General features: G+C 62.4%; 28 protein-coding genes and 1 pseudogene. 14 read left to right on the forward strand and 15 right to left on the reverse strand.

Features of this window, described 5'->3' with window-relative positions; translation table 11 throughout:
* Positions 1 to 45: 45 nt before the first annotated feature.
* The 7 genes from IFT67_RS12620 to IFT67_RS12650 all read right to left on the reverse strand — a co-directional run bounded on the left by IFT67_RS12620 (position 46) and on the right by IFT67_RS12650 (position 3,627).
* Entirely contained in the window at positions 46 to 1,155 is a 1,110-nt protein-coding gene (locus IFT67_RS12620) for a hypothetical protein (RefSeq protein WP_192238581.1), read from the reverse strand.
* A gap of 226 nt (positions 1,156 to 1,381) precedes the next feature.
* Positions 1,382 to 1,555 carry a hypothetical protein gene (locus tag IFT67_RS12625; protein WP_192238582.1) on the reverse strand — a complete coding sequence of 58 codons (174 nt, stop codon included), beginning with the start codon at positions 1,553 to 1,555 and terminating at the stop codon, positions 1,382 to 1,384.
* A 151-nt stretch (positions 1,556 to 1,706) separates the two neighbouring features.
* Complete coding sequence (locus IFT67_RS12630) at positions 1,707 to 1,895, reverse strand: hypothetical protein (protein ID WP_192238583.1); 189 nt, start codon at positions 1,893 to 1,895, stop codon at positions 1,707 to 1,709.
* On the reverse strand, positions 1,892 to 2,035 hold the full coding sequence (locus tag IFT67_RS12635; protein WP_192238584.1) for a hypothetical protein: 144 nt from the start codon (positions 2,033 to 2,035) through the stop codon (positions 1,892 to 1,894). The genes IFT67_RS12630 and IFT67_RS12635 overlap by 4 nt, the downstream gene beginning before the upstream one ends.
* On the reverse strand, positions 2,032 to 2,493 hold the full coding sequence (locus tag IFT67_RS12640; RefSeq protein WP_192238585.1) for a hypothetical protein: 462 nt from the start codon (positions 2,491 to 2,493) through the stop codon (positions 2,032 to 2,034). Before IFT67_RS12640 ends, IFT67_RS12635 begins: the two co-directional genes overlap by 4 nt.
* 361 nt (positions 2,494 to 2,854) lie before the next feature.
* Entirely contained in the window at positions 2,855 to 3,187 is a 333-nt protein-coding gene (locus IFT67_RS12645; RefSeq protein ID WP_192238586.1) for a PDDEXK family nuclease, read from the reverse strand.
* Complete coding sequence (locus tag IFT67_RS12650; RefSeq protein WP_192238587.1) at positions 3,184 to 3,627, reverse strand: lysozyme; 444 nt, start codon at positions 3,625 to 3,627, stop codon at positions 3,184 to 3,186. The genes IFT67_RS12645 and IFT67_RS12650 overlap by 4 nt, the downstream gene beginning before the upstream one ends.
* 107 nt (positions 3,628 to 3,734) lie before the next feature.
* On the opposite strand from IFT67_RS12650, the gene IFT67_RS12655 reads away from it, so the two are divergent.
* The 6 genes from IFT67_RS12655 to IFT67_RS12680 all read left to right on the forward strand — a co-directional run bounded on the left by IFT67_RS12655 (position 3,735) and on the right by IFT67_RS12680 (position 9,487).
* The gene (locus IFT67_RS12655) at positions 3,735 to 4,319 is read left to right on the forward strand and encodes a hypothetical protein (RefSeq protein ID WP_192238588.1); all 585 of its coding nucleotides are present in this window, start codon (positions 3,735 to 3,737) and stop codon (positions 4,317 to 4,319) included.
* A 17-nt stretch (positions 4,320 to 4,336) separates the two neighbouring features.
* A complete protein-coding gene (locus IFT67_RS12660; protein ID WP_192238589.1) occupies positions 4,337 to 4,501 on the forward strand; it encodes a hypothetical protein in 165 nt (54 codons plus the stop codon).
* Between the two features lie 191 nt (positions 4,502 to 4,692).
* Positions 4,693 to 5,007 (forward strand): hypothetical protein, encoded by a 315-nt coding sequence (locus IFT67_RS12665; RefSeq protein WP_192238590.1) that lies wholly within the window; start codon positions 4,693 to 4,695, stop codon positions 5,005 to 5,007.
* Between the two features lie 253 nt (positions 5,008 to 5,260).
* Complete coding sequence (locus tag IFT67_RS12670) at positions 5,261 to 6,061, forward strand: hypothetical protein (RefSeq protein WP_197983034.1); 801 nt, start codon at positions 5,261 to 5,263, stop codon at positions 6,059 to 6,061.
* Entirely contained in the window at positions 6,062 to 8,533 is a 2,472-nt protein-coding gene (locus IFT67_RS20865; protein ID WP_274602686.1) for an autotransporter outer membrane beta-barrel domain-containing protein, read from the forward strand.
* Between the two features lie 555 nt (positions 8,534 to 9,088).
* Positions 9,089 to 9,487 carry a VOC family protein gene (locus IFT67_RS12680; RefSeq protein WP_056019274.1) on the forward strand — a complete coding sequence of 133 codons (399 nt, stop codon included), beginning with the start codon at positions 9,089 to 9,091 and terminating at the stop codon, positions 9,485 to 9,487.
* Positions 9,488 to 9,598: 111 nt separating this feature from the next.
* Here the strand turns inward: IFT67_RS12680 and dprA are convergent.
* Both dprA and plsY read right to left on the reverse strand, forming a co-directional pair.
* A pseudogene (gene dprA, locus IFT67_RS12685) lies at positions 9,599 to 10,426 on the reverse strand (DNA-processing protein DprA); the annotation flags it as partial.
* Positions 10,419 to 11,033, reverse strand: coding sequence for a glycerol-3-phosphate 1-O-acyltransferase PlsY (plsY, locus tag IFT67_RS12690; protein ID WP_192238593.1), 615 nt, complete (start codon positions 11,031 to 11,033; stop codon positions 10,419 to 10,421). The gene plsY and the pseudogene dprA, both read right to left, overlap by 8 nt.
* 156 nt (positions 11,034 to 11,189) lie before the next feature.
* Between plsY and murI the strand changes: the two genes are divergently transcribed.
* Both murI and hemA read left to right on the forward strand, forming a co-directional pair.
* Positions 11,190 to 11,978, forward strand: a complete 789-nt coding sequence (gene murI, locus IFT67_RS12695) for a glutamate racemase (RefSeq protein WP_192238594.1) — start codon at positions 11,190 to 11,192, stop codon at positions 11,976 to 11,978.
* A gap of 136 nt (positions 11,979 to 12,114) precedes the next feature.
* Positions 12,115 to 13,377, forward strand: a complete 1,263-nt coding sequence (hemA, locus tag IFT67_RS12700; RefSeq protein ID WP_192238693.1) for a 5-aminolevulinate synthase — start codon at positions 12,115 to 12,117, stop codon at positions 13,375 to 13,377.
* A gap of 3 nt (positions 13,378 to 13,380) precedes the next feature.
* Here the strand turns inward: hemA and IFT67_RS12705 are convergent, their stop codons facing one another.
* Genes IFT67_RS12705 through IFT67_RS12725 form a run of 5 tightly spaced genes read right to left on the reverse strand, consistent with a single transcriptional unit; the run spans position 13,381 to position 16,181 of the window.
* A complete protein-coding gene (locus IFT67_RS12705; RefSeq protein ID WP_192238595.1) occupies positions 13,381 to 13,953 on the reverse strand; it encodes a Uma2 family endonuclease in 573 nt (190 codons plus the stop codon).
* Between the two features lie 31 nt (positions 13,954 to 13,984).
* Positions 13,985 to 14,449 carry a DUF3429 domain-containing protein gene (locus IFT67_RS12710; RefSeq protein WP_192238596.1) on the reverse strand — a complete coding sequence of 155 codons (465 nt, stop codon included), beginning with the start codon at positions 14,447 to 14,449 and terminating at the stop codon, positions 13,985 to 13,987.
* On the reverse strand, positions 14,449 to 15,171 hold the full coding sequence (locus IFT67_RS12715; protein WP_192238597.1) for an anti-sigma factor: 723 nt from the start codon (positions 15,169 to 15,171) through the stop codon (positions 14,449 to 14,451). Before IFT67_RS12715 ends, IFT67_RS12710 begins: the two co-directional genes overlap by 1 nt.
* Positions 15,164 to 15,733, reverse strand: a complete 570-nt coding sequence (locus IFT67_RS12720; protein WP_192238598.1) for a sigma-70 family RNA polymerase sigma factor — start codon at positions 15,731 to 15,733, stop codon at positions 15,164 to 15,166. The genes IFT67_RS12715 and IFT67_RS12720 overlap by 8 nt, the downstream gene beginning before the upstream one ends.
* A 10-nt stretch (positions 15,734 to 15,743) precedes the next feature.
* Positions 15,744 to 16,181 (reverse strand): hypothetical protein, encoded by a 438-nt coding sequence (locus IFT67_RS12725; protein ID WP_192238599.1) that lies wholly within the window; start codon positions 16,179 to 16,181, stop codon positions 15,744 to 15,746.
* A gap of 145 nt (positions 16,182 to 16,326) precedes the next feature.
* On the opposite strand from IFT67_RS12725, the gene rpiB reads away from it, so the two are divergent.
* The 5 genes from rpiB to IFT67_RS12750 all read left to right on the forward strand — a co-directional run bounded on the left by rpiB (position 16,327) and on the right by IFT67_RS12750 (position 20,126).
* Positions 16,327 to 16,761: a ribose 5-phosphate isomerase B gene (gene rpiB, locus IFT67_RS12730; RefSeq protein ID WP_192238600.1), complete on the forward strand. Its 435-nt coding sequence runs from the start codon at positions 16,327 to 16,329 to the stop codon at positions 16,759 to 16,761.
* Entirely contained in the window at positions 16,758 to 18,068 is a 1,311-nt protein-coding gene (gene glyA / locus IFT67_RS12735; protein WP_192238601.1) for a serine hydroxymethyltransferase, read from the forward strand. The genes rpiB and glyA overlap by 4 nt, the downstream gene beginning before the upstream one ends.
* Positions 18,069 to 18,073: 5 nt before the next feature.
* Positions 18,074 to 18,250 (forward strand): hypothetical protein, encoded by a 177-nt coding sequence (locus IFT67_RS12740; RefSeq protein WP_192238602.1) that lies wholly within the window; start codon positions 18,074 to 18,076, stop codon positions 18,248 to 18,250.
* Positions 18,251 to 18,715, forward strand: a complete 465-nt coding sequence (gene nrdR, locus IFT67_RS12745; protein WP_056487307.1) for a transcriptional regulator NrdR — start codon at positions 18,251 to 18,253, stop codon at positions 18,713 to 18,715.
* Positions 18,716 to 18,893: 178 nt separating this feature from the next.
* Positions 18,894 to 20,126: a TrmH family RNA methyltransferase gene (locus IFT67_RS12750; protein ID WP_192238603.1), complete on the forward strand. Its 1,233-nt coding sequence runs from the start codon at positions 18,894 to 18,896 to the stop codon at positions 20,124 to 20,126.
* On the opposite strand, the gene IFT67_RS12755 is transcribed toward IFT67_RS12750, so the two are convergent.
* Positions 20,123 to 20,422, reverse strand: coding sequence for a chorismate mutase (locus IFT67_RS12755; protein ID WP_192238604.1), 300 nt, complete (start codon positions 20,420 to 20,422; stop codon positions 20,123 to 20,125). The two genes, IFT67_RS12750 and IFT67_RS12755, sit on opposite strands and share 4 nt — an antisense overlap.
* A 191-nt stretch (positions 20,423 to 20,613) precedes the next feature.
* Here IFT67_RS12755 and rpsD point away from each other — a divergent pair, with 191 nt between their 5' ends.
* Complete coding sequence (rpsD, locus tag IFT67_RS12760) at positions 20,614 to 21,228, forward strand: 30S ribosomal protein S4 (RefSeq protein ID WP_056053294.1); 615 nt, start codon at positions 20,614 to 20,616, stop codon at positions 21,226 to 21,228.
* Positions 21,229 to 21,354 lie beyond the last annotated feature (126 nt).

A 21,354-nucleotide genomic window follows, 5' to 3' on the forward strand; every position in this document is an offset into this window, starting at 1 on the left:
CATAGACGGTGCGGGCGTGGCGGTCATTGTGTTGATATTCGTACATTAGATCAAAACTCCTTTGAATCGGTCTGCGCCCTCTTGCTTGAGGTCGATCGGTCGGGTGGTTTCACCCTCAATTAGAAATGCCTGCGTTGGCACGTTGCCGTCCCACGTCAGCAGCATCGCCGTGTCGTGGCGGACGGGAGGCTTGAAGCCCTTGGTGTCCTTGGTCCCGAACAGCGCGCTAGTCGTCGCCCGAGCGGCGATGCCGGTGCCGGTGCGCTCCTCGGGCAGAACCACGGGTGCAATCTGACTCGCCATGTATCCGTAAAACGCGGGGTCCTGCTGGCCGATGCGCTCAAGCGTGTTGTCGAAGCCCGAGAACTTCATCGCGTACTTGGAGCCGTCGCGGTCGAGGTAGCCGCTGGCTTGTAGCGTGCCGGTTGCGTCGGGCTTTACCCACACGGTCACGCAGGGTGGCCGTGCGGCGGTTTTCTCTCCATGACCTTCCCCCTCAATCATTGGCGGAATGGCGCAGTCCTCATGGACTTCATGGCGGATATCTGGCAGGTCATGACAAATCGATGGCGAAGCCAAAGTCATGCCCTCATGATTAGTTCCGTTTACTTCTCTTTTCATTACTTTAGAAGTTTCCGCGACACTATCCGTAGTGCCAGAACCGCACTTTCCTGCGGCTATTGCTACTAGATGTTGTGCTAGAACTAGGGCCTCGGTCGGAAAACTGTCGCAAAGGGTGTGGAAAGGCGTCGTAATCAAGTCGTAAAACTGTCGCAAAGGGATCGTAATTGCATCCGTCTGCGGGGGAAAGGCGTCGTAAAGATCGGCACCTTTACGCTCGGTTTCCGCCGGCTCTTCTTCACCCGCGAGGCTCAGGTCGAACCACTCGGGGTTCGTCTTCCGCGCGTAATTGATCTGGTCACGCGTCAGCCGCACCGGACAGCCGGGATCGACCACCGAGAACGATGTACGCATGTTGATGTTGTCGATGAGTTTGGCTTGCAGTCGGGGACTCAGTTCAAGTCCACCGGCCAGCCAGCTTACGATGCGATCCATCACCCGGCGCGCAATCGCGTCGCCCTGATGTCGGCCAGATTCGAAGCTATCGTAAACGGCCCGGATCATCTTGGGCCAAGGGGTGGCGTTCTTTGCCATCTCGTATCTCCTATTCGCAAAAAGACCCGCTTGTGCGGGTCCAGGACACAAGCGGGTCAGAGTCTTCCTGCGAAGGGCAGAGCATCAGGTATCCGCTGTCATGAGCGACAGCTTTTGGACCCTGCTGCTCACGTTCTATTTATGGATAATGCAGCCAAACCGGCCCCAAATGCGATATTCATGATCACACGGGTTCGCTCCGGTTCAGCCGCCGTTGTTCAGATGCTCAGGGAGCGGCCCCGGCCTCCTGTAGATCGCAGACGGCGTTCGTGATCTGGATGAGGATATCCGCCATCGTGATCATGTCATCGCGGAGCCGGTTCATCTCCATATCGGTGATGAGCCAAAGCTTTTGCGAGAGCGGATCGAGCGCGTCGAAGCCTTCGGGCATGACGTTCACGACTTCGGCTCCTTCCGCTGGTGGTGCCAGTGATGGCTAAACGCCAGTGCCACGTCCATGTCCCAGTGGGGCCACCCGGCTTCACGGGCAGCGGCCTCCTGACCTTCTTCCCACTCGATGGCGGCTGCGGCGTCGGGGCTGAAATGGGCATTCACTGGCCACCGCCGTTCTCGTCGCGCCACTTGCCCGCGTGAGCCGAGTCCAGCCATTGCTTCCGTGCCTTGGCGACCGCCTTGGACTCTGGCGGAATGTCCAGAGCCTCGTAGGTGATCCTCATGCCGTGGGCCTTCGCTTCCTTCTGCACGGGACTGCGCGGGTTGGGTTTCCACTGATCACTCATGATCGGATTCCTGCCTTGCGGAGAATCTCAAGCTCGGCCTCGCGGGCGCGCGCTTTCGCGTCTCCGGCATATTCGAACAGGTCGAGGACCGGTGGATCACCAGCGGCCGTCGACGTTTTGTAGGGCTTGCGCCCTTTCATGCTCGCGCCCCCGCCGTACGGAAGAAACGGGTCATTTCGGCGAGAAAGCCAATCTCGTCGTCGGCGTCTTCGAAGCCGAACCAAACGTGATGGTTAGACGAATACTCGTCTACGTCAGTGAACCGAACATGCCAGTTGCCCTTCGTGAACGTATCCGCCCACGCATAGGCTGTCATGATCGCCAGTGCGTCGCCCGGATAGCCGTCGACCTCCCAAACGCCCCACTGCTCGTGTTCGTCTAGGTCGATGCGGTCGCAAGTAACGCCGACATGATGCCACCGAGGCTCGGTAACCAGCTTGCCGTTCAAGAGACGCGCCCCGTCAAAGAGCGGAATCAGGTTGTGCGGGCAGGTGTCCGGAGTGAGGCCATGAACCTCCAGGTCACACTCGGCATCCCCGATGTACCGCTCAACCGTCTGGACATAGTCCTGCGGGTAGGACGACAGAAGATACGGCACGCCACTGATGTTTACGGTAGGATTTTGCATTTTATTGGCACCAACTTGCGCTTTTCACCGATCCTCGACCGGGAGAGCAACAGCCGCAAAACGGGCTCATCTGTTGGCGCGATGACGAGGATTCGAACCTCGGCGCGGCGGTCTAACCACCGGAGACAACCCGTCCCTCAAAGCAATGACGCCCTGATACCGATGATTCGGCGGATTGCAACACAATTCGACACAATAAAATGCAGCGCGGTCGGCCCTCGCGCGCATGAGCATACTATCACACACACAAAACCCCGCCCCGCAAAGCGCGGAACGGGGTCATTTGCTACGACGTGCGAACAACCACACGGGTCTATGCCTATAAGGCCGACTATTTACGGGGACCGGACTTGGCGATGAAGCCGTGTTTCTCTGCCCACGCGCGGTTCGTCGTCTTCGAACCCTTGTTGATCGGGGCATCGGGGTTCGTAAACCATATTTCGTAGCTGTAATCGGGATGCGCGGCTTTTACGGCCAGCATCTTCTTCCGATCCGAGGCGGGGAACCGGCCCTTTGCTTCCACGATCCGCTTATTCGCCCGGTCGATAAAGTCGGGCACATAATAATGCTCGATCACGTAGGGCAGACGGACGGCCTCATATTCCCATCCGTCGCCTAGATCGCGAGCGCAGCGCTTTTCGTACGGATTACGATAGCCGCTCATGCTTTGCGGAACATCGCCGCTTCGGCTGCGCGACGAGTGGTCAGACCCGGAAGGGCTTTTAGAACTCCGGCAACACGCGCCTTGTCCCATTTGGCAAACTGCGCGGCTGCTTCGTCATAGTGTCCGCCGTTCAGCAGCTTCAACAGCGTACTGGACTTTAGATTGCCCTCTCCGATGTTGTAAGTCAGCGACACCAAGGCATCGAACTGGTTCTGTGTCAGCGGAACTTTGACGTTCCGACCAACAGCAGCTTCGAACTTAGTCAGATCGGCAACTAGCAGAGCATCGCTCTGTGCCTGTGTGATCGACACTCCCGGTTTAACGTCCGGTCCTGTGTGTCCAACTCCAACAGTCCATATACCCGCAGGGCACTTGTATGGAGTAAGTTTGTCGCCCTCGGCTTTACGGATGAGGGCACGTCCAGTGGATGATGTTTTCATCCAGTATCTATCTAAAACGCGACTTTCTGACTTTGGGAGTTAAGCGCGCACATTAGTCAACATACCATTGAATAAATACTTTTGTGAAAGCAAAAGGAGACCCAAACATGGGCAGGAGCAAGAAGTTTAATTTCCGGAAGACATTCTTTGTGGAGTATCAGGCGCTCACAAACGCCATCCACCGTTGTCACAATCCAGATCATTCAGCATTTCCTAACTACGGCGCGCGTGGCATTCAGGTATGTGAAGCATGGCGCAGCAAGGTCGGCTTTTACCTATTCCTTGAGCATGTTGGACAGCGACCAAGTCCGCTCCATAGTCTCGATCGCATCGACAATGACGGACACTACGAACCCGGTAACGTCCGCTGGACCGATCGAAAGACGCAGCAGAACAATCGCCGCAACTTTCGTGCAGAGTGTCAGGACCTAGGCTGGGGAGTTGGCTACACTGCGCCAACAGCACGCGGACCACGACGCAGCGCGCTTGTTCCCTACAAAGGTAGTTTGTGGACGATCGTAGAAGCCGCGCGTGATGCCGGAATGCGGTCGTTTACGGTTCGCCAGCGACTTATGCGCGGCATGACACCTGAAGACGTGTTCACGCTTCCCACAACACGCTTTGGACAAACCCGAAAATCATCGGCGGACATTCGCGCACTCGTCGCGCCAAGCAATCCAACCATCAATTAAGAGAGAGGAAATCTCCAATGGCCAACGATAACATCGAAGCGCTTCTAAGCCAGATTCTCGACAAGCTGAACCGTGTGGAAGCGAACGTGGCGCAGATAAAGCAGGACCCCAGCGCACTCAAGAACGCAGTTGACGAAGCGATTGCCAAGCTAGGAGTTCCACTCAATGCCCCGCAGCGTTAATATCTCGCCCTACGAGGAAATGGCAACACTACGCGACACGATGTTCGCATTGCTAAAACAGGACCCTCACTGTCCGTTTGCAAACCTACTTGGGCAACGGCTCATGGACTTAATCGAACAACAGTATGGTTGAAAGGAGGGCGGACTAGGAATCCGCCCTTTGCCACGAGTGCCAGAGCTTAAATAGACACATGAGTATCGACGCATCAGGCACCATCACACTCGACCGCGCCGCAGACGAATACCTCCCTTTTGAGAGGTTCGATGACGCCGGAGTTGAGATCGACATCAGCCGAGCGGATATCCGCTTTGTGGTGGAAAAGGGCTTTACGCTCATCCCCACACTGAACCCCAGCAATCCCAAAGGCCGGTTGCTACACTTCACAGAGGCCCATGCGCAGAGTCTGAAAAGCGCCACGCGCGACTACATGCTTCTGCAAATCGAAGATCAGGACAGCACGGTTCTCTTGCGTGGCAAAATCAGTGCCATCGGGTTCGCGCTGTAATGCAGTTTCAAACAGTCAAACAGACGATCCAACTACGCGGAACGTCCACACCCCGACTGACCGTGCAGACAGCACCGCGTCAAACAGTTCGTCTCGTCAGCAGTGGTCCGCGCGGCCCGCAAGGTGATCGCGGTGAAACCGGCCCCTCGGGCGCAGCCCTCATTCCACCAGCCCTCGATGGAGGTAACTTCTAATGGCAACAGTTCTACAGATTAAGCGCCGCGTTACCGGCGTCGCAGGTTCCCCCAGTGCATTGAAGGTCGGCGAACTCGCCTGGAACATGGTCGATGGCTACCTGTACGGCGGCTATGGCGATGATGGCGCGGGCAACGCAACCAGCATCAGGACGTTTGGAAAAGACGACTTCGACGTAAGGCAACGCCTCCCCCTCAACGGCACGTCGGGGCAGGTTCTCACGGTCGATGGAAGCGGCAACGCCGTTTGGGGTCCAGCTCCACAGACCGGCACCAATTACACGGCTGGCAACGGCATCACGATCACGGGCAGCACGATTGCAGCCGATACGTCGATCGTCGCCACGGTCGCAAACCTCGCGCTCAAGGCCGATAAGGCATCGCCCACGTTTACGGGAACGCCCGCAGCGCCAACAGCATCCGCCGGCACGAACACCACGCAGCTTGCCACCACGGCCTTTGTAACCACGGCAGTCAGCCCCAAGGCGAACATCGCCAGCCCTGTTTTCACGGGTACGCCTACGGCTCCTACGGCAACATCGGCAACGAACAACACCCAGTTGGCGACAACGGCATTCGTTGGAACGGCAATCAGCAACCTGATTGGCGGCGCAAGCGCAGCTTACGACACATTGTCGGAATTGCAGGCGCTGATGCAGAACGATGCCAGCGGCCTAGCTGCATTGACCACGACGGTTGACGGTAAGCTGGCAAAGGCCAGCAATCTCTCCGACCTCACGGATGCCAGCGCAGCGCGCGGCAATCTCGGCCTTGGCTCGATGGCAACGCAGAACGCATCTGCCGTCGCAATTACCGGTGGCTCGATCAACGGCGTGATGCTGGATGGAGGCACATTCTAAATGGGTCGCAACTCCACTATTCGCTTTATTCGAACGACGCAGGCAAACCTCAATGCGCAAGCTACAGCGAACGCGCTTTATATGGGTGAGCCCTACTTTATCACGGACGAGAACCGTTATGCGGTTGGAACCGGCGCATCGACGTATCAGACATTTGCCAAGCAAGGTGAAGCCGAACAGGCAGTCCGCAATGCACCGCTAAAGGCCGAACCTGCGAGCGCGGATCAAATCGTGTTGCTGGACGCAAACTCCGCGACGATGAAGAGTGTTCGCTTCGACAACTTGAAGACCGCCGCTGCTCAACCGCTACGGAAGCCATCGGTGCTGTTCTATTACGGCTACCCCATCGGCTTTAAGGGCATCTGGGAAGCGAACGCGGTTATCGACGCAATGTCGAAGTATCAGGTTTATGTTTGCGGCGCTGGTTACGAGAATCCAGACCAAGAAGTGTACGCTTCCACGGTTCAGATTATCACTGCACTCAGGGCGCGCGGTACGAAGGTTTATGGCTATGTCCGCATGGGGCCAAGCAACACCGATGCGCAGCGCAAAACCGCAATCGACCGCTGGGTAACGATCGGTGTCGATGGCATTTTCCTAGATGAGTACGGATTTGATTTCGCTGTTACCCGCAGTCAGCAGATTGATATCGTCAACTACGTTCACGGCAAACAGCTACCAGTGACGGCCAACAGTTGGGTCTTTGAAGAGGCTGTCGTTGACACCAAAGCGCAGTTGCCTTGGTCGTCCGACGATGCCCGGTACAAGCGTTTCGTTCAGTATAATCCCGGTGACTTGCCCAGTCCGCTTCGCGCTGGCGACAACTACCTAGTTGAGAATTTTGCATACGACCGCAACGGCGTCACGAACAAGTTCAGCGCGCAGGAGCGCTTTGAGCTTATCCGACAGCGGAACAAGAACCGTGCCGCACCTCTGGCTTTGTGGGCTCTCACGGTTTTGCCAGAGAGCAGCCCCGGCGTACTCGATACGTCCAAGATGGGATCGCTGACACTCGATCAGGCAACTCACTACATCGCTGCTAATGCGTGGATGTACGACATTGATCTGCTGGGTGTTGCAGGCGGCTCCATTGGCAGCAGTTCGATGGTTATCGAAGCGAATATCCCCGGCTTGCCAGTGGCCGTAAACCTTTCCAGCCTCGCTACCTATCAGCCCGTGAACAACCTCGTCACTGAGGTATTCACCCGACGTTTGAGCCCGTCCTATCAGCTTACGGTAACGAACTCCTCGACGGCGCAAACTGCCTCGGTGACGAACGATTATGGCGCGGTCATCAGCAACACGCCGGGAACGTCTACGACCGGGGGAACTGGTGCGAAGGGAGACAAGGGCGATACTGGCGCGATGGGTCCGCAAGGTATCCAAGGTATTCAGGGCGTCAAAGGTGATACCGGCGCGACAGGCGCAACCGGACCCAAAGGCGACACGGGCGCAGCCGGTACCAACGGCACGAATGGAGCAACAGGAGCGAAGGGTGATACCGGCGCGCAGGGCATTCAGGGAATCCAAGGTGTCAAAGGCGACACTGGCGCGACTGGTCCAACGGGCGAGACGGGTGCGACCGGCCCGGCGGGAACGGCTGGCGCCGTCACAGCGGCAGGCAGCACCAATCAAATCCAGCTTAATTCGGCCGGAAAGCTGGGTGCTAGCTACCTATCGTTTGATCCTGCAACCGGCATCATGGACGTTGGTGGCGGCACCAGATTGCGCGGCGCTAATCCTGGCCAGCATAGCGTCCTCCAAGTCACCGACTCCTACGCTTTGGCCCCGTGGCGCGCACTGGGTTATCACACGGGTTACACCAGCACCCGTGAATGGCTTCCGCAGACAGGTACGACCGCTTTTAGCAAGGCGATGAACAGTGCCACGACCGGCACCGCGACCGCACAAAATATCAGTAACAGTCGATGGCTCGCGGAGCCCACGCTCAATTACGTTTCGTCCGCGACGGCTGGAACGCTGGCAACCTTCAACGTCACTAATCCGGTCGTTGCGAGCAGCACGGCAAACACGGGCGGCTTTACGGTGATCGTTCGCATGAGCGTGAAAAACTGGGCGTCGGGCAAGCGGTGGTTCGTTGGAATGACGATGAGCACGACAGCGCCGGGAAACGTCGAGCCCAGCAGCTTGACCAATATCTTTGGCGTTGGCTGCGATAGCACGGACACGACGGCGAAATGGATGTCGCGCGGTACTGGCTCCGTGACCAAAACGGGCATCACCGTACCGGGCGATCTGGGAGGTGAGAACGTCACGTTTACGTTCAACTGCAATCCGGGTTCGACGCAGATGTTCGGCGGCCTGTCCCAAGGCGGCTACGATTACGCGAACAGCGCCACCGTTACGGCGGGTCTTTGGTATCCCGTTGCGTGGGTCGGTAACGCGGCATCCGCCACGACGATCACCCTCAGCATGAATCGCATCTACATCGAATACCTGACGGATTTCTAACGGGGCCGGGATCCGCTTGCCGAATCATGTTCCTGTTTTGTACCAAAGGTTATGGGCAACGCGCGCTTCCGATCGCTGAACGATTTTAGCCACCACAACGCGAACGTGGGATGCATCTGCGGCTCATGTGGTCACAAGGGAGTCGTGCATCGCGATTTGTTTGCCCGCTGGGCATTCCTAAAGCGGGCAAACGTCGCAATCGAAAACCTGCCCCGATATCTGCGCTGTACGAAATGTGGTGCTCGACCAAGTCGGCTCGCTCCCACGCCGCTTCCGCCAAGCATTCCCAAGTGGGGAACCGACAACTATTTCAAGCGGCTTCAGAGAAAGCTGCGGGGCTAAAAACCGCCCAAAACTGCGACTTTCCGGGTGTGTAAACTGTCGCATGTATGATCGGCGATGGAGCGCAAAAAACTCGGGTCGCTGCTTACCACTGAACGTCCGCTAACGCCCAATTGCGGACATTCCACGGGCCGGGGTGACTGCAGGTTACCCGCCGGCTAGGTGAGACTGCTAATAGCGATCGGAAGTCGATCAGCCTTCAGGAGAGTGCCTGTGCTTTTTCACACCATGGTCGGATCCAATGACATTGAACGGTCCAAGCGCTTCTACGACACGGTGCTCGGCACCTTGGGTGCAGGGGAAGGGACGCGAAATATCGCCGACAGCGGCCATACACGTCTGATCTACAATAACGGCGACGGAACTAACTTTATCGTCAGCCAGCCGATCAACGACGAACCGGCAAGCGTCGCCAACGGCAGCACCGTCGCCTTTTCCTGCGACTCGCCCGAACAGGTGAAGCAGCTTCACGATACCGCCGTTGCCGCTGGCGGGACATCGATCGAAGCTCCGCCCGGACCGCGCGAAACTGCCTCCATGGGCACCATCGAGCTGGCCTATTTTCGTGACCCCGACGGCAACAAATTGTGCGGAATTCATTTTCCTGCCTGATTTGTCCGACACGGGTCCGCTTCTAATTATAGCGGACCCCGATCATCGGATCCCGCGAATGTCCGCTCTCCACCAAAATCGGACATTCACTAACCAACTGAGATCGTTGAAAGATTTACGTACGTAAACTGTAGTATGCTTGATCAGCAGGTTGCAGCCTTGCGCGCGGGGATCGAGCGGGCTGCCGGGGACGGCCATGACTTCGCGGCCGGACTCGTTGGCAAGGCGCGCGGTGATGAGCGAGCCGGATTTGGGGACGGCCTCGACCACCACCGTGCCGATCGCGAGGCCGGCGATGATGCGATTGCGCGAGGGGAAGTTGCGCGCCTTGGGTTCGGTGCCGGGGGGCTGTTCGGCAAGGAGGAGGCCCTCGGTGGCGATGCGCTCTTGCAACGCGGTGTTGTCGGGCGGGTAGGCGATGTCGATGCCGCTGGCGATGACGCCGATCGTCGCGCCGTTGGAACCGCCGCCGAGCGCGCCGATGTGCGCGGCGGTGTCGATCCCTCGGGCGAGGCCGGAGACGATCGTCGTGCCTTCCTCGGCGAGTTGCAGCGCGAGCTGGCGGGCGAAGCGGCAGGCGGCGGCGGAGGCATTGCGCGCGCCTACCATGGCGATGCAGGGGCGGGTGGCGTGGGTGACGTCGCCGCAGAAGATCAGGGCGGGGGGCGCGGTCTCGATCTCGGCGAGAAGGCGGGGATAGTCGGGGTCGTCGAGGAAGAGGTAGCGTGCGCCGAGCCTTGCGGTGGCGGCCATTTCGCGTTCGGCGAGGGCGGCGTCTGCGATTTTCGGCACGCGTCCGCCGCCGCGTTGGGCGAACATGGGGAGTGCGTCGATCGCGGCGTCGGCGCTGCCGAAGCGGGCGATGAGCTGGCGATAGGTGACCGGTCCGATCCCGGTCGTGCGGATGAGCCGAAGTCTTGAGACCGTCGGGTCAGCCACTCTTTTGCCGGTTGGAGCCAATGCGCGGCTCGGTGCCCGAGAACAGGCGTTCGATGTTCTCGCGGTGCTTCCACAGGACGATCAGCGCTAGCGCGAGAAGCAGCAGGACGAGGTCGAACCGGCCGAACAGCGCGGCTGCAAACGGCGCGCTGAGCGCGGCGGCCATGCCGGCGACCGAGGAAATCCGCAGACCTGCGAGCAGGCCTAGCCAGACGACCGCGTAGACTAGTCCGAGCGGCCAATGGAGCGCGACGACAATGCCCATGAGGGTTGCGACGCCCTTGCCGCCCTTGAACTTGAGCCAGACGGGGTAGCAATGGCCGATGAACGCGCCGGCAGCCGCGAGCAGCGCGTTGCCGGGGAACAGGTGTACGACCAGCAGCACGGCGACCGCGCCCTTGGCCATGTCGAGCAGCAGCGTGGCAGCGGCGAGACCTTTCCGCCCGGTGCGCAGGACGTTGGTCGCACCGATGTTACCCGAGCCGATCGTGCGCAGATCACCTGCGCCGCCGAGCCGCGTAAGGATGACGCCGAACGGGATCGAGCCGAGCAGATAGCTCAGCACGAGCGATAGCGTGGGCGCGACCCAGAGAATTTCCGTCTGCAACTATGTCCCCCGTTCTGAAGGGGCTTATAAACGACCCGGGGCTGACGGCAAATGGCGTCGAGTGGGCGTTGATCTCACGCCTTTCGTCAGGATGACGAAGTGGGGCGGGGACGACGGGGACTGGTTTGCACGGGCCGAACCGGCCTAAGAGCGCGCATGGACACGCGCCCCATCCTGTTCTTCGATTCCGGTGTCGGCGGGTTGTCGATCGTTGGGCCGGCGCGCGCGGCGCTGCCCGATGCGCCGTTCGTCTATGCCGCCGACTCGGCCGGTTTCCCCTACGGGACCAAGAGCGAGGCGGAGATCGCGGCGCGGGTGCCGGTGTTGCTGGGGCGGTTGGCGGAGCGGTATCGGCCGCGGCTGATCGTGATCGCGTGCAACACCGCCTCGACGATCGCGCTGCCGGTGGTGCGCGCCGCGCTCGACCTGCCGGTGGTAGGGACGGTACCGGCGATCAAGCCTGCCGCGCTCCTTTCGAAGACGCGGACGATCGGCGTGCTGGGAACCGAGGCGACCGTGCGGCAGGCGTATGTCGATGATCTGGCGGCGAGGTTCGCGGCCGATTGCACGGTGCTGCGCTACGGGTCGGCGGCGTTGGTCGAGATGGCGGAGGCGAAATTGCACGGCCGAGTCGTCGCGCCCGAACGCTATGCCGCGGTGCTAGATGGCTTGTTTTCGCAGCCCGGCGGCGGCGCGATCGACGTAATCGTGAACGCCTGCACGCATTTCCCACTGGTGGAGGCGGAGCTTGCGGCCGCTGCTCCCGGCGTGCGCTTCGTCGATGGCGGACCGGGGATCGCGCGGCGGATCGTGCATCTCATGCAGGGCGAATCATGGTCGGGAGCGGGGGAGGGCGTTGCCGTCTTCACCCGGTTGGGTGACGAGGAGCGCGCGCTCGGACCGGCTCTGGCGGCGCACGGGTTTGGCAGTATCGAGCAGCTTTAAGCGGTAACCTGGGACAATGTGCCACCTTGCGTCGCGGCCGCATCGTGGCAATGTGCTGCCAGGATGAGGAAAGCGATCACCGTAAGAGCGGTATTGCGCTGGAAACGAGTGAAAGCGAGGCGTAGTGCCCAAGCCTATGATTACCAACGGCATCTCGGCAACGGATTCTACCTTGGGTCCGCGAGTCGATTATTCGCGCGTGTTTACGCAGGCGATCGACCGGTTGCATGCCGAAGGGCGCTACCGCGTGTTCATTGACATTCTCCGCAACAAGGGTGCGTTTCCGAACGCGCGCTGCTTCGCCGGGCATAACGGGCCGAAGCCGATCACGGTCTGGTGCTCGAACGATTACCTCGCGATGGGCCAGCACCCGAAGGTGATCGCGGCGATGGAAGAGGCGTTGCACGACGTCGGTGCGGGCTCGGGCGGCACGCGCAACATCGGCGGCAACACGCATTACCATGTCGACCTGGAAGGCGAACTCGCCGACCTGCACGGCAAGGAAGCAGCGCTGCTGTTTACGAGCGGGTACGTCTCGAACGAGGCCACGCTGGCGACCTTGGCGAAGGTGCTGCCGGGCTGCATCATCTTTTCCGACGAACTGAACCATGCTTCGATGATCGCGGGCATTCGCAATTCGGGCTGCGAGAAGCGGGTGTTCCGCCACAACGACCTCGCGCATTTGGAAGAATTGCTGGCCGCGGAAGATCCGGCGGCACCCAAGTTGATCGCGTTCGAGAGCGTGTATTCGATGGAGGGCGACATCGCGCCGATTTCGGCGGTGTGTGACCTTGCCGACCGGTACAACGCGCTGACCTATTGCGACGAAGTCCATGCTGTCGGGATGTACGGCGCGCGCGGCGGCGGGATTTCGGAGCGGGACGAGGTCGCGCACCGGATCACGATCCTCGAAGGGACGCTCGGTAAGGCATTCGGCGTGATGGGGGGCTATATCGCCGCCGATCGCACGATTGTCGACGTGATCCGCAGCTATGCACCGGGGTTCATCTTCACGACGTCGCTGTCGCCGGTGCTGGTCGCTGGCGTGCTGGCGAGCGTGCGGCATCTGAAAAGTTCGAGCGTCGAGCGCGAGGGGCAGCAGGCTTCCGCGGCGATGCTGAAGGTGATGCTGAAGGACGCCGGGCTGCCGGTGATGATCGGCGATACGCATATCGTGCCGCTGATGGTCGGCGATCCGGTCAAGGCGAAGAAGATCAGCGACGTGCTGCTCGCTGAATACGGCGTGTACGTGCAGCCGATCAACTATCCGACCGTGCCGCGCGGCACCGAGCGGCTGCGGTTCACGCCGGGCCCTGCGCATACCGAGGCGATGATGCGCGAGCTGACCGATGCGCTGGTGGAGATCTGGAGCCGGCTGGACTTGCGCAAAGCCGCCTGAGGCTCAGTCGACGACGATGTCGATCTTCAGTTCGGGGATTGCGATAGGGTGGCCGAACGGGATCAGTCGTTTGTCCTCGTAATCACCAGCGCGGGGCTTGGCCATCACGTGCGTCCGACGCGCGTTGATATCGACGACCCAATAATGCGGCACGAACGCCTCGGCATAATCGCTCCGCTTTGCACCGAGATCGAGCGCTAGGCTCGTATCGGCGATCTCGACAGCGAGGAACAGCGCAACGCGGTCGAACAATGTCGCGCGCAGATCGGGGTCGCGAAGCACCGCCACATCCGGTTCGCGCAGCGTGTCGGCGGTCAGGCGGACGGTCGGTTCCTGCCCGACGATCCATTCGGTGCCGAGCGCGGCGAAGGCGGACTGCAAGCGCAGGGAAGCGATCCGCTGCGCGTTCCAGTGCGGTACGTTTGCCGGTGACATCCGCATAATCTCCCCGTTGACCAGTTCGACCTTGCCCAGCCAGTCGGCTATCGGCGGATGACGGACGAGTTCCATGAACTCGGCGGTGGTGAAACGCGCGGGCCCGGAAGCCAATTGAGTGATGTGTTCGGCAACGCTCATAGCGTTGGTATAACATTTTCCCGCACCCGAGTCACAGTATAGCCGCCAGTAACGTCAGGACGCCGAGGCCGAGCGACAGGGGTATGCGCAAGGCCATCCAGCTGGGTGGTGCGATGCCGGCGCGGACCAGCGCGCGGTCGACGAGCAGCGCGGCGATCAGGCTGACGCCGAGCACGACCAGCGAGGGGCCGGGCCAGCGCAGGCCGACCATCCAGGGCCACGCGGTGGCGAGCGCGACCAGCGAGGGCGCGACGCTGGCGAACCAGAGCCAGCGCGGCGGCGAGTCGGTGCGCGCGGCGAGGCCCCACCAGAGACCACCGAGGAAGCTCAGGATGGTCGCGGCGTAGGCGTAGGCGATCGCCAGCGCGGAGAACCGGCTTTGCGGATCGCCGCTCAGCAGCAGCGCGACCGCCGCGAGTTGTGGCAGGAGGCCGCTCAGCCCCAACAGGCGTGCGATCGGTGGAATGCCGCCGGTTGCGGCGGGTCGCGCTGTCATCAGACGCGCGCGACCACGCCGGTAGCGACGACCGGGCCGGTTGGCAGGCCGGTCGGCGAGCCGCCGAGTGGCTCGACCGAGATCGCGAGTGTCGCGCCGGGGGTTATGCGACCGCGATCGACGCCCTTGGGTGCCAGTGAGGTCGGACGGCCCGAGAGCAGGCCGAGCGAATGCGGTACGCCGTCGCCGCCGATCACCCAGAGCTGTGCGACGCGGGCGTCCGGAACGCCGGGGCCTGCCGCGACGCGGAGTGCGCCGTTCGCAGGATCGTAGACCGCGGCAACCGGCGACTTCGCATCGCCGAGCATCGCGACGAGCACGCTGGTCGGCCGCGCGGCCGGTATTGAGGGGGCGATCGGTTGCGAGACGGGCACGGTCGGCTCTGGGCGGACCATGACGAACAGCAACAACGATGCGGCGATCGCGCTGGTGACGGCGGCGAGCGCCGGCCAAGCGAAGCGGCTCGTTTGCGCGGGGGGCGGGGTTCCGTCGAGACTGGCTTCGATCCGAGCGACAAGATGCGGCGGCGCGGCGTGTTCGGGCCAGAGGTCGAACAGGACTGCGAGGCGCGACCGCCACCATTCGACCTGCGCGGCGAAACCGGGTTCGGCGAGCACGCGGCGCAGCGCTGCCCCGCGCTCTTCGCCGTCGAGCAGGCCGAGTGCGAGTTCGGCGGCGGCAACGTCCTCAGGCACGCCGGTATCGGTGGTCGGATCAACCATCGAGGCAATCCTTCAGGCGAGCGAGACCGCGGCGGACCCAGCTCTTCATCGTGCCCAGCGGCACGGCGCGCTTGATCGCGAGTTCGGCGTAGGTGATGCCGTCGAAGAACGCGGTGCGGATAGCGTCGCGCTGCTGTGGTTCGAGGCCGTCGAGGCATTCGATCAATTCGCGCGACGATTCGCTCGCCAGCATCCCCGCTTCGGCACCCTCGCCGGGATCGGCGATGTCGGGCGCGTCGTCGAGCGGGCTCGTGCGGCGGACGCCCTGCGCGCGCTGCCAGTCGATGGCGCGGTTGCGCGCGATCGTCGCCAACCAGGTTATCGGGCTCGCGCGGCCGGGTTCCCAGGCACCGGCGCGTTTCCAGATCGTGAGATAGACCTCGTGCAGCACATCCTCCGCGGCTTGGGCGTTGCCGCAGATACGATGGGTGATGCCGAAAAGCTTCGCGCTGGTCAGCGAATAGAGTTCGCGAAACGCGTCGCGGTCCTCTTGGCCGGTCCGCAGCAGCACTTCGGAAAGGTGCGCGCGGGCGGCGTCGGCGTTGGCATGTGCGATAGTCACGGACGGGAACCTAGCGGCTTAGCCCGTCGCGGCAATAGCCTTCGCCGGGCTTGACGGTGAGGCAGTCGGTTTTGCCGGCAAGATATTTGAGCCCGGTCGCATCGCCGTTGGTCGGGCGGAGGGTTTCGCGGGTGCCACCGCGATCGAACGATATCGTGTCGCCGCTCGCGATGCCGTCGAACTTGCCCTTGTTGTCTAGGTCCCACTGCATAGTCAGCGCATAATGGCCGGGGGTGTCGGTCGGGGCGACGTCGAGGACCATGCCTTCGACGCCGATCCAGCGGCCGGTGTAGTCAGGCGCTTTGGGCTCGGGTGCGTCGGACTTGGGAGCGGCGACCTTGCGTTCGACCGATCCCGCCGACGTCATGTTGCCGTCGCTGCTGGTATCGGGGGCCGGGCCGGAACATGCGGTCAGCGCGGCGGCGGCAAGCAGAGTGAGGGCCTTCATGAATGTCTCCTTCACGGTCTCGTTCTACGCATTCCCGACCTTAACGCGTCATCCTGACGAAAGCGCCCGCGAACAGGTGTGGCAAATTCCGGCTCGGGGGGGTAGGGGGCTGGGCACCCGATCTCCCGTCACAGGAATACGCCAGGTGCGCATCGCCATCGCGTCCGATCACGCCGCCGTTTCGTTGAAAGCGGTGCTCGCCACGTGGCTGCGCGAGACGGGGCATGACGTGCTCGATCTCGGTCCCGAAGGCACCGCCAGCGTCGATTATCCCGATTACGGGTTCAAGCTCGCGGCGGCGATCGCCGATGGTAGCGCCGAGCGCGGCATCGCACTCTGCGGCTCCGGGATCGGCATTTCGATCGCTGCCAATCGTAATCTCGCCTGCCGCTGCGCGCTCGTCTCCGAACCGCTGTCGGCTAGCCTTGCGCGCGTGCACAACGACGCCAACGCCATCGCGATGGGCGCACGCCTGATCGGCGAGGAAATGGCCAAGGCGTGCGTCGAAGCTTTCCTGTCCGCCGAATTCGCCGGCGGCCGTCATCAACTCCGTGTCGACAAGTTAAAGGTCCCCGCATGAGCACTCAGCCCCGCGAACTCCACGACGTCCAGCCCGACGGCTTTTTCACGCGCGGCCTCGCCGATGCGGACGCTGCCGTATTCGCCGGCGTCGCTGCCGAACTGGAACGCGAGCAGACACAGATCGAGCTGATCGCGTCGGAGAACATCGTCTCGAAGGCGGTGCTCGAGGCTCAGGGCTCGGTGTTCACGAACAAATACGCCGAGGGCTATCCGGGCAAGCGCTATTATCAGGGCTGCGCGCCGTCGGACACCGTCGAGACGCTGGCGATCGAGCGGGCGCGCGCCATCTTCGGCTGCGGGTTCGTCAATGTGCAGCCGCATTCGGGCGCGCAGGCGAACGGTGCGGTGATGCTCGCGCTGGTCAAGCCGGGCGACACGATCCTCGGCATGAGCCTCGATGCGGGCGGTCACCTGACGCATGGCGCGAAGCCGGCGATGTCGGGCAAGTGGTTCAACGCGGTCCAGTACGGCGTCGACGCGACCACGCACCTGATCGACTACGACCAGGTCGAGGCGCTGGCGGTCGAGCACCAGCCGAAACTGATCATCGCGGGTGGTTCGGCCTATCCCCGCGTCATCGACTTCGCGAAGTTCCGCGCGATCGCGGACAGGGTCGGCGCGTATTTCATGGTCGACATGGCGCATTTCGCCGGGATCGTCGCAGCGGGCCTGCACCCGACGCCGTTCGGCCACGCGCATGTCGTGACGACCACCACGCACAAGACGCTGCGGGGCCCGCGGGGCGGCATGATCATGACCAACGACGAGGCGATCGCGAAGAAGATCAACTCGGCGGTGTTCCCGGGGCTCCAGGGTGGGCCGCTGATGCATGTGATCGCGGCGAAGGCGGTCGCGTTCGGCGAGGCGCTGCAGCCTGATTTCAAGAGCTACATCGCTGCCGTCGTCGAGAACGCGAAGGTGCTGGCGGCGACGCTCAAGGAGCGCGGCTCGGACGTCGTCTCGGGTGGCACCGACACGCATCTCGCGCTGATCGACCTCACGCCGCTCGGCATCACCGGCCGCGATGCGGACGAGGCGCTGGAGCGTGCGGGGATCACCTGCAACAAGAACGGAATCCCCAACGATCCTTTGCCGCCGGTCAAGACCAGCGGCATCCGCGTCGGTTCGCCCGCGGGTACGACGCGTGGCTTCGGCCCGGCGGAGTTCCGCGAGATCGGCAACATGGTCGCCGACGTGCTGGACGGCCTCGCGAAAAAGGGCGAGCATGGGGACCCGGAAGTCGAGGCGGACGTTCGGACCCGCGTGCGGGCCCTGTGCGCGCGCTTCCCGATCTATCAAGGATAAACAGCATGTCGAAGTTCGACGACGTCCAGAACGACATCAAGGCGACCCCCGGCCTCGGCAAGAGCATGGCCAAGTGGAGCGCATTGGGCGCGGTGATCGCAATTCCCCTCCCGTTTACGATGCCACTCGGTGCCATCGCCGGCGCGACCTACGCGTACTACAAGGGCAAGAAGAAGGTCTGAATGCGCTGCCCCTTCTGCGGACATGAAGACAGCCAGGTAAAGGACAGCCGCCCCACCGAAGACGGGGCGGCGATCCGACGCCGGCGCCAGTGCGAAGGGTGCGCCGCGCGTTTCACGACGTTCGAGCGGATCCAGCTGCGTGAGTTGTTCGTGTTGAAGAGCGAGGGCAGACGCGAGCCGTTCGACCGGGAGAAGCTGCTCAGGTCGTTGTCGATCGCCACGCGGAAGAGGGCGATCGAGGCGGGGCGGATCGAGAAGCTGGTGAGCGGGATCCAGCGGCGGCTGGAGACGCTGGGCGAGAACGACGTCACGTCGAAGCGGATCGGCGAGATGGTGATGGACGGGCTCAAGGGGCTCGATTCGGTCGCGTATATCCGGTTTGCGAGTGTGTATCGGGATTTTAGCGAGGCGAAGGACTTCGAGGCTTTTGCCGGGAGTGTCGAGGAGGTTGGGCGGGCGGAGTGATTTGGGCCTGCCCTGTGACCCAAGTGAGGCACCCTTCGACTTCGCTCAGGGCGATCGGGTAGGGGGCGGGTAGGGATGATGTCCGCCCCCGATGGTAAGTCCACCTCCCCATCCCCGTTCGTCCTGAGCGAAGTCGAAGGACTTGTCCGGACACCACGCCCCCGCGTAAGCCGCCCCGATGACATTCTGGGCTTATGTGGTGCGCTGCGCCGACGACAGTTATTACACCGGACACACCGATAACCTGGAGCGCAGGATCGGACAGCACAACCTCGGTGAGATATCGGGATACACCCAGACGCGCCGGCCGGTGACGCTCATGTGGTGCCAGGATTTCAGCAGCCGGCAGGACGCGCTCGCCGCGGAGTTCCAGGTCAAGGGCTGGTCGCGGCGCAAGAAGGAAGCGCTCGCGCGCGAGGATTGGGCGGATCTGCACGATGCGGCGATCCCCCCGCCGGAGCGTGCCCTTCGACTTCGCTCAGGGCGAACGGAAGGGGGGGGAGGCATCTCTTCGGAAGCTCGGGAGAGAGTCCTTTCGGAAAATGGGCAGGGCATCCCGTCGGAAGGGGAGAAGCGTATCCGCTCGGGCGGGGAGAACCGTGTTCGATCGGAACAAGAGAAGGATGCGCCATCTTCCCCTCCCGTTCGTGCTGAGCGAAGTCGAAGCACCTTGGCGGACGAAACCCCGCCCCCGGTCATCGTCCTCGTCCGCCCCCAACTCGGCGAGAACATCGGCAAGGCGGCGCGCGCCATGCTCAACTTCGGGCTCACCGAAATGCGCCTAGTCTCCCCGCGCGACGGCTGGCCCAACCCCTCCGCCGGCCCCGCCGCGAGTGGCGCCGACATCGTGCTCCAGAACGCGAAGGTCTACGACAGCGTCGCCGCCGCCACCGCCGACTGCGCGCAGGTGTTCGCCACCACGGTCCGCAAACGCGGTGTGACCAAGCCCGTCGTCACCCCCGAACAAGCCGCAACCGAGATCCACGCCGCCCCCGGCCGCTCCGCGATCCTGTTCGGGCCCGAGCGCTCCGGCCTCGAAACCGACGACGTCGCGGTGGCGCGGACGATCATCACGGTGCCGATCAACCCCGAGTTCGGCTCGCTCAACCTCGCCCAGGCGGTGATCCTGGTCGCCTATGAATGGTCGAAGGGTCTGACCGCCGAGCGCGAGCTGTCGCAGCCGTCGATCAACCCGATCATGCCGCCCGCACCGCAGGAGGAGCTCGACGGGATGATCGGGCAGCTCGATGCGATGCTGATGGGGGCGGGGTTCTTCCACCTGCCCGACAAGATGCAGTCGACGCGGCGGACTCTCCGCACGCTGCTGACCAAGCCGGGCTGGTCGAGCCAGGAAATCCGGACTCTCCGCGGGGTGCTGTCGTCGCTGGCGGGGAAGCGACCGCGAACCTAGCGCCGGTCGAAGGCGGCGAGTTCGTAGGCGATCGAGGCTTCGACTAGGCGTTCCCACAGATCCGCGACCACGGCCTCCGGAACGCCCAGTCTCACCGCCTCGGCCCGCGCGTTGTCGATCACCTGCGCCTTCCGCGCTTCATCCCGCACGTGCCCGCGCTTGGGCTTGATCCGCGCGGCGGCGTCCATGTAGGCGAACCGCTTGGCGAGCAGCGCGACCAAGTCGCGGTCGAGCGCGTCGACGCCTGCGCGGACGTCGGTCATGGTGGTGCAATCTGGGCCGGGGAGAATGGTCATGCGCCGTCTCTTGCCGAGCCCCATCCGGCCTGTCCAGCTTGACTCTGGACCGCCCCCCGTCTAGGCGCCCGCCTTCGCAATGGCCCTGCACCCCGGTGAAGCGGTGGCCCTGCCCTGTCTGGACATCCGTCTCGTACAGCCAGCAGAGCGATACCGGGAACAACGTTGTTAGCATTTGCCAAGGACTTACTATGTCGAAGCGTCAAAGCGCGAAGTACAAACTCGATCGCCGTATGGGCGAGAACATTTGGGGTCGTCCCAAGTCGCCCGTCAACAAGCGCGAATACGGCCCGGGCCAGCACGGCCAGCGCCGCAAGGGCAAGGTCAGCGATTTCGGTATCCAGCTGCGCGCCAAGCAGAAGCTCAAGGGCTATTATGGCGACGTGACCGAGAAGCAGTTCCGTGCATGCTACCACGAGGCTGCGCGTCTGAAGGGCGATACCTCGCAGAACCTGATCGGCCTGCTCGAGCAGCGCCTCGACATGATCGTCTACCGCGCCAAGTTCGCGCCGACGATCTTCGCGGCCCGCCAGATCGTTTCGCACGGCCACATCCGCGTCAACGGCGTGAAATGCAACATCGCCTCGCGTCGCTGCTTCGTCGGCGACGAGATCACGTTGGGTTCGAAGGCGCAGGAAATGGCGCTGGTCATGGAAGCCCAGAGCCTCGCCGAGCGTGAGATCCCCGATTACGTCGCCACCGACGGCGCGGCCAAGGTCACCTTCACGCGCGTCCCGACGCTCGATGAGGTTCCCTACCCCGTCAAGATGGAGCCGAATCTGGTCGTCGAGTTCTACTCGCGCTGATCTTTCGGTACGATCTATACGAGGAAAAGGGCGGTCCTGTGGGGCCGCCCTTTTTCGTTGCCCTATGTCGTCTCGTGGACATGCGCGCCCGGCTTTGCCAGAACGCGCGCAACCAAACGGGGAATG

Origin of the sequence: Sphingomonas sp. CFBP 13728, assembly GCF_014841895.1 — a bacterium.
Lineage (GTDB): Bacteria > Pseudomonadota > Alphaproteobacteria > Sphingomonadales > Sphingomonadaceae > Sphingomonas.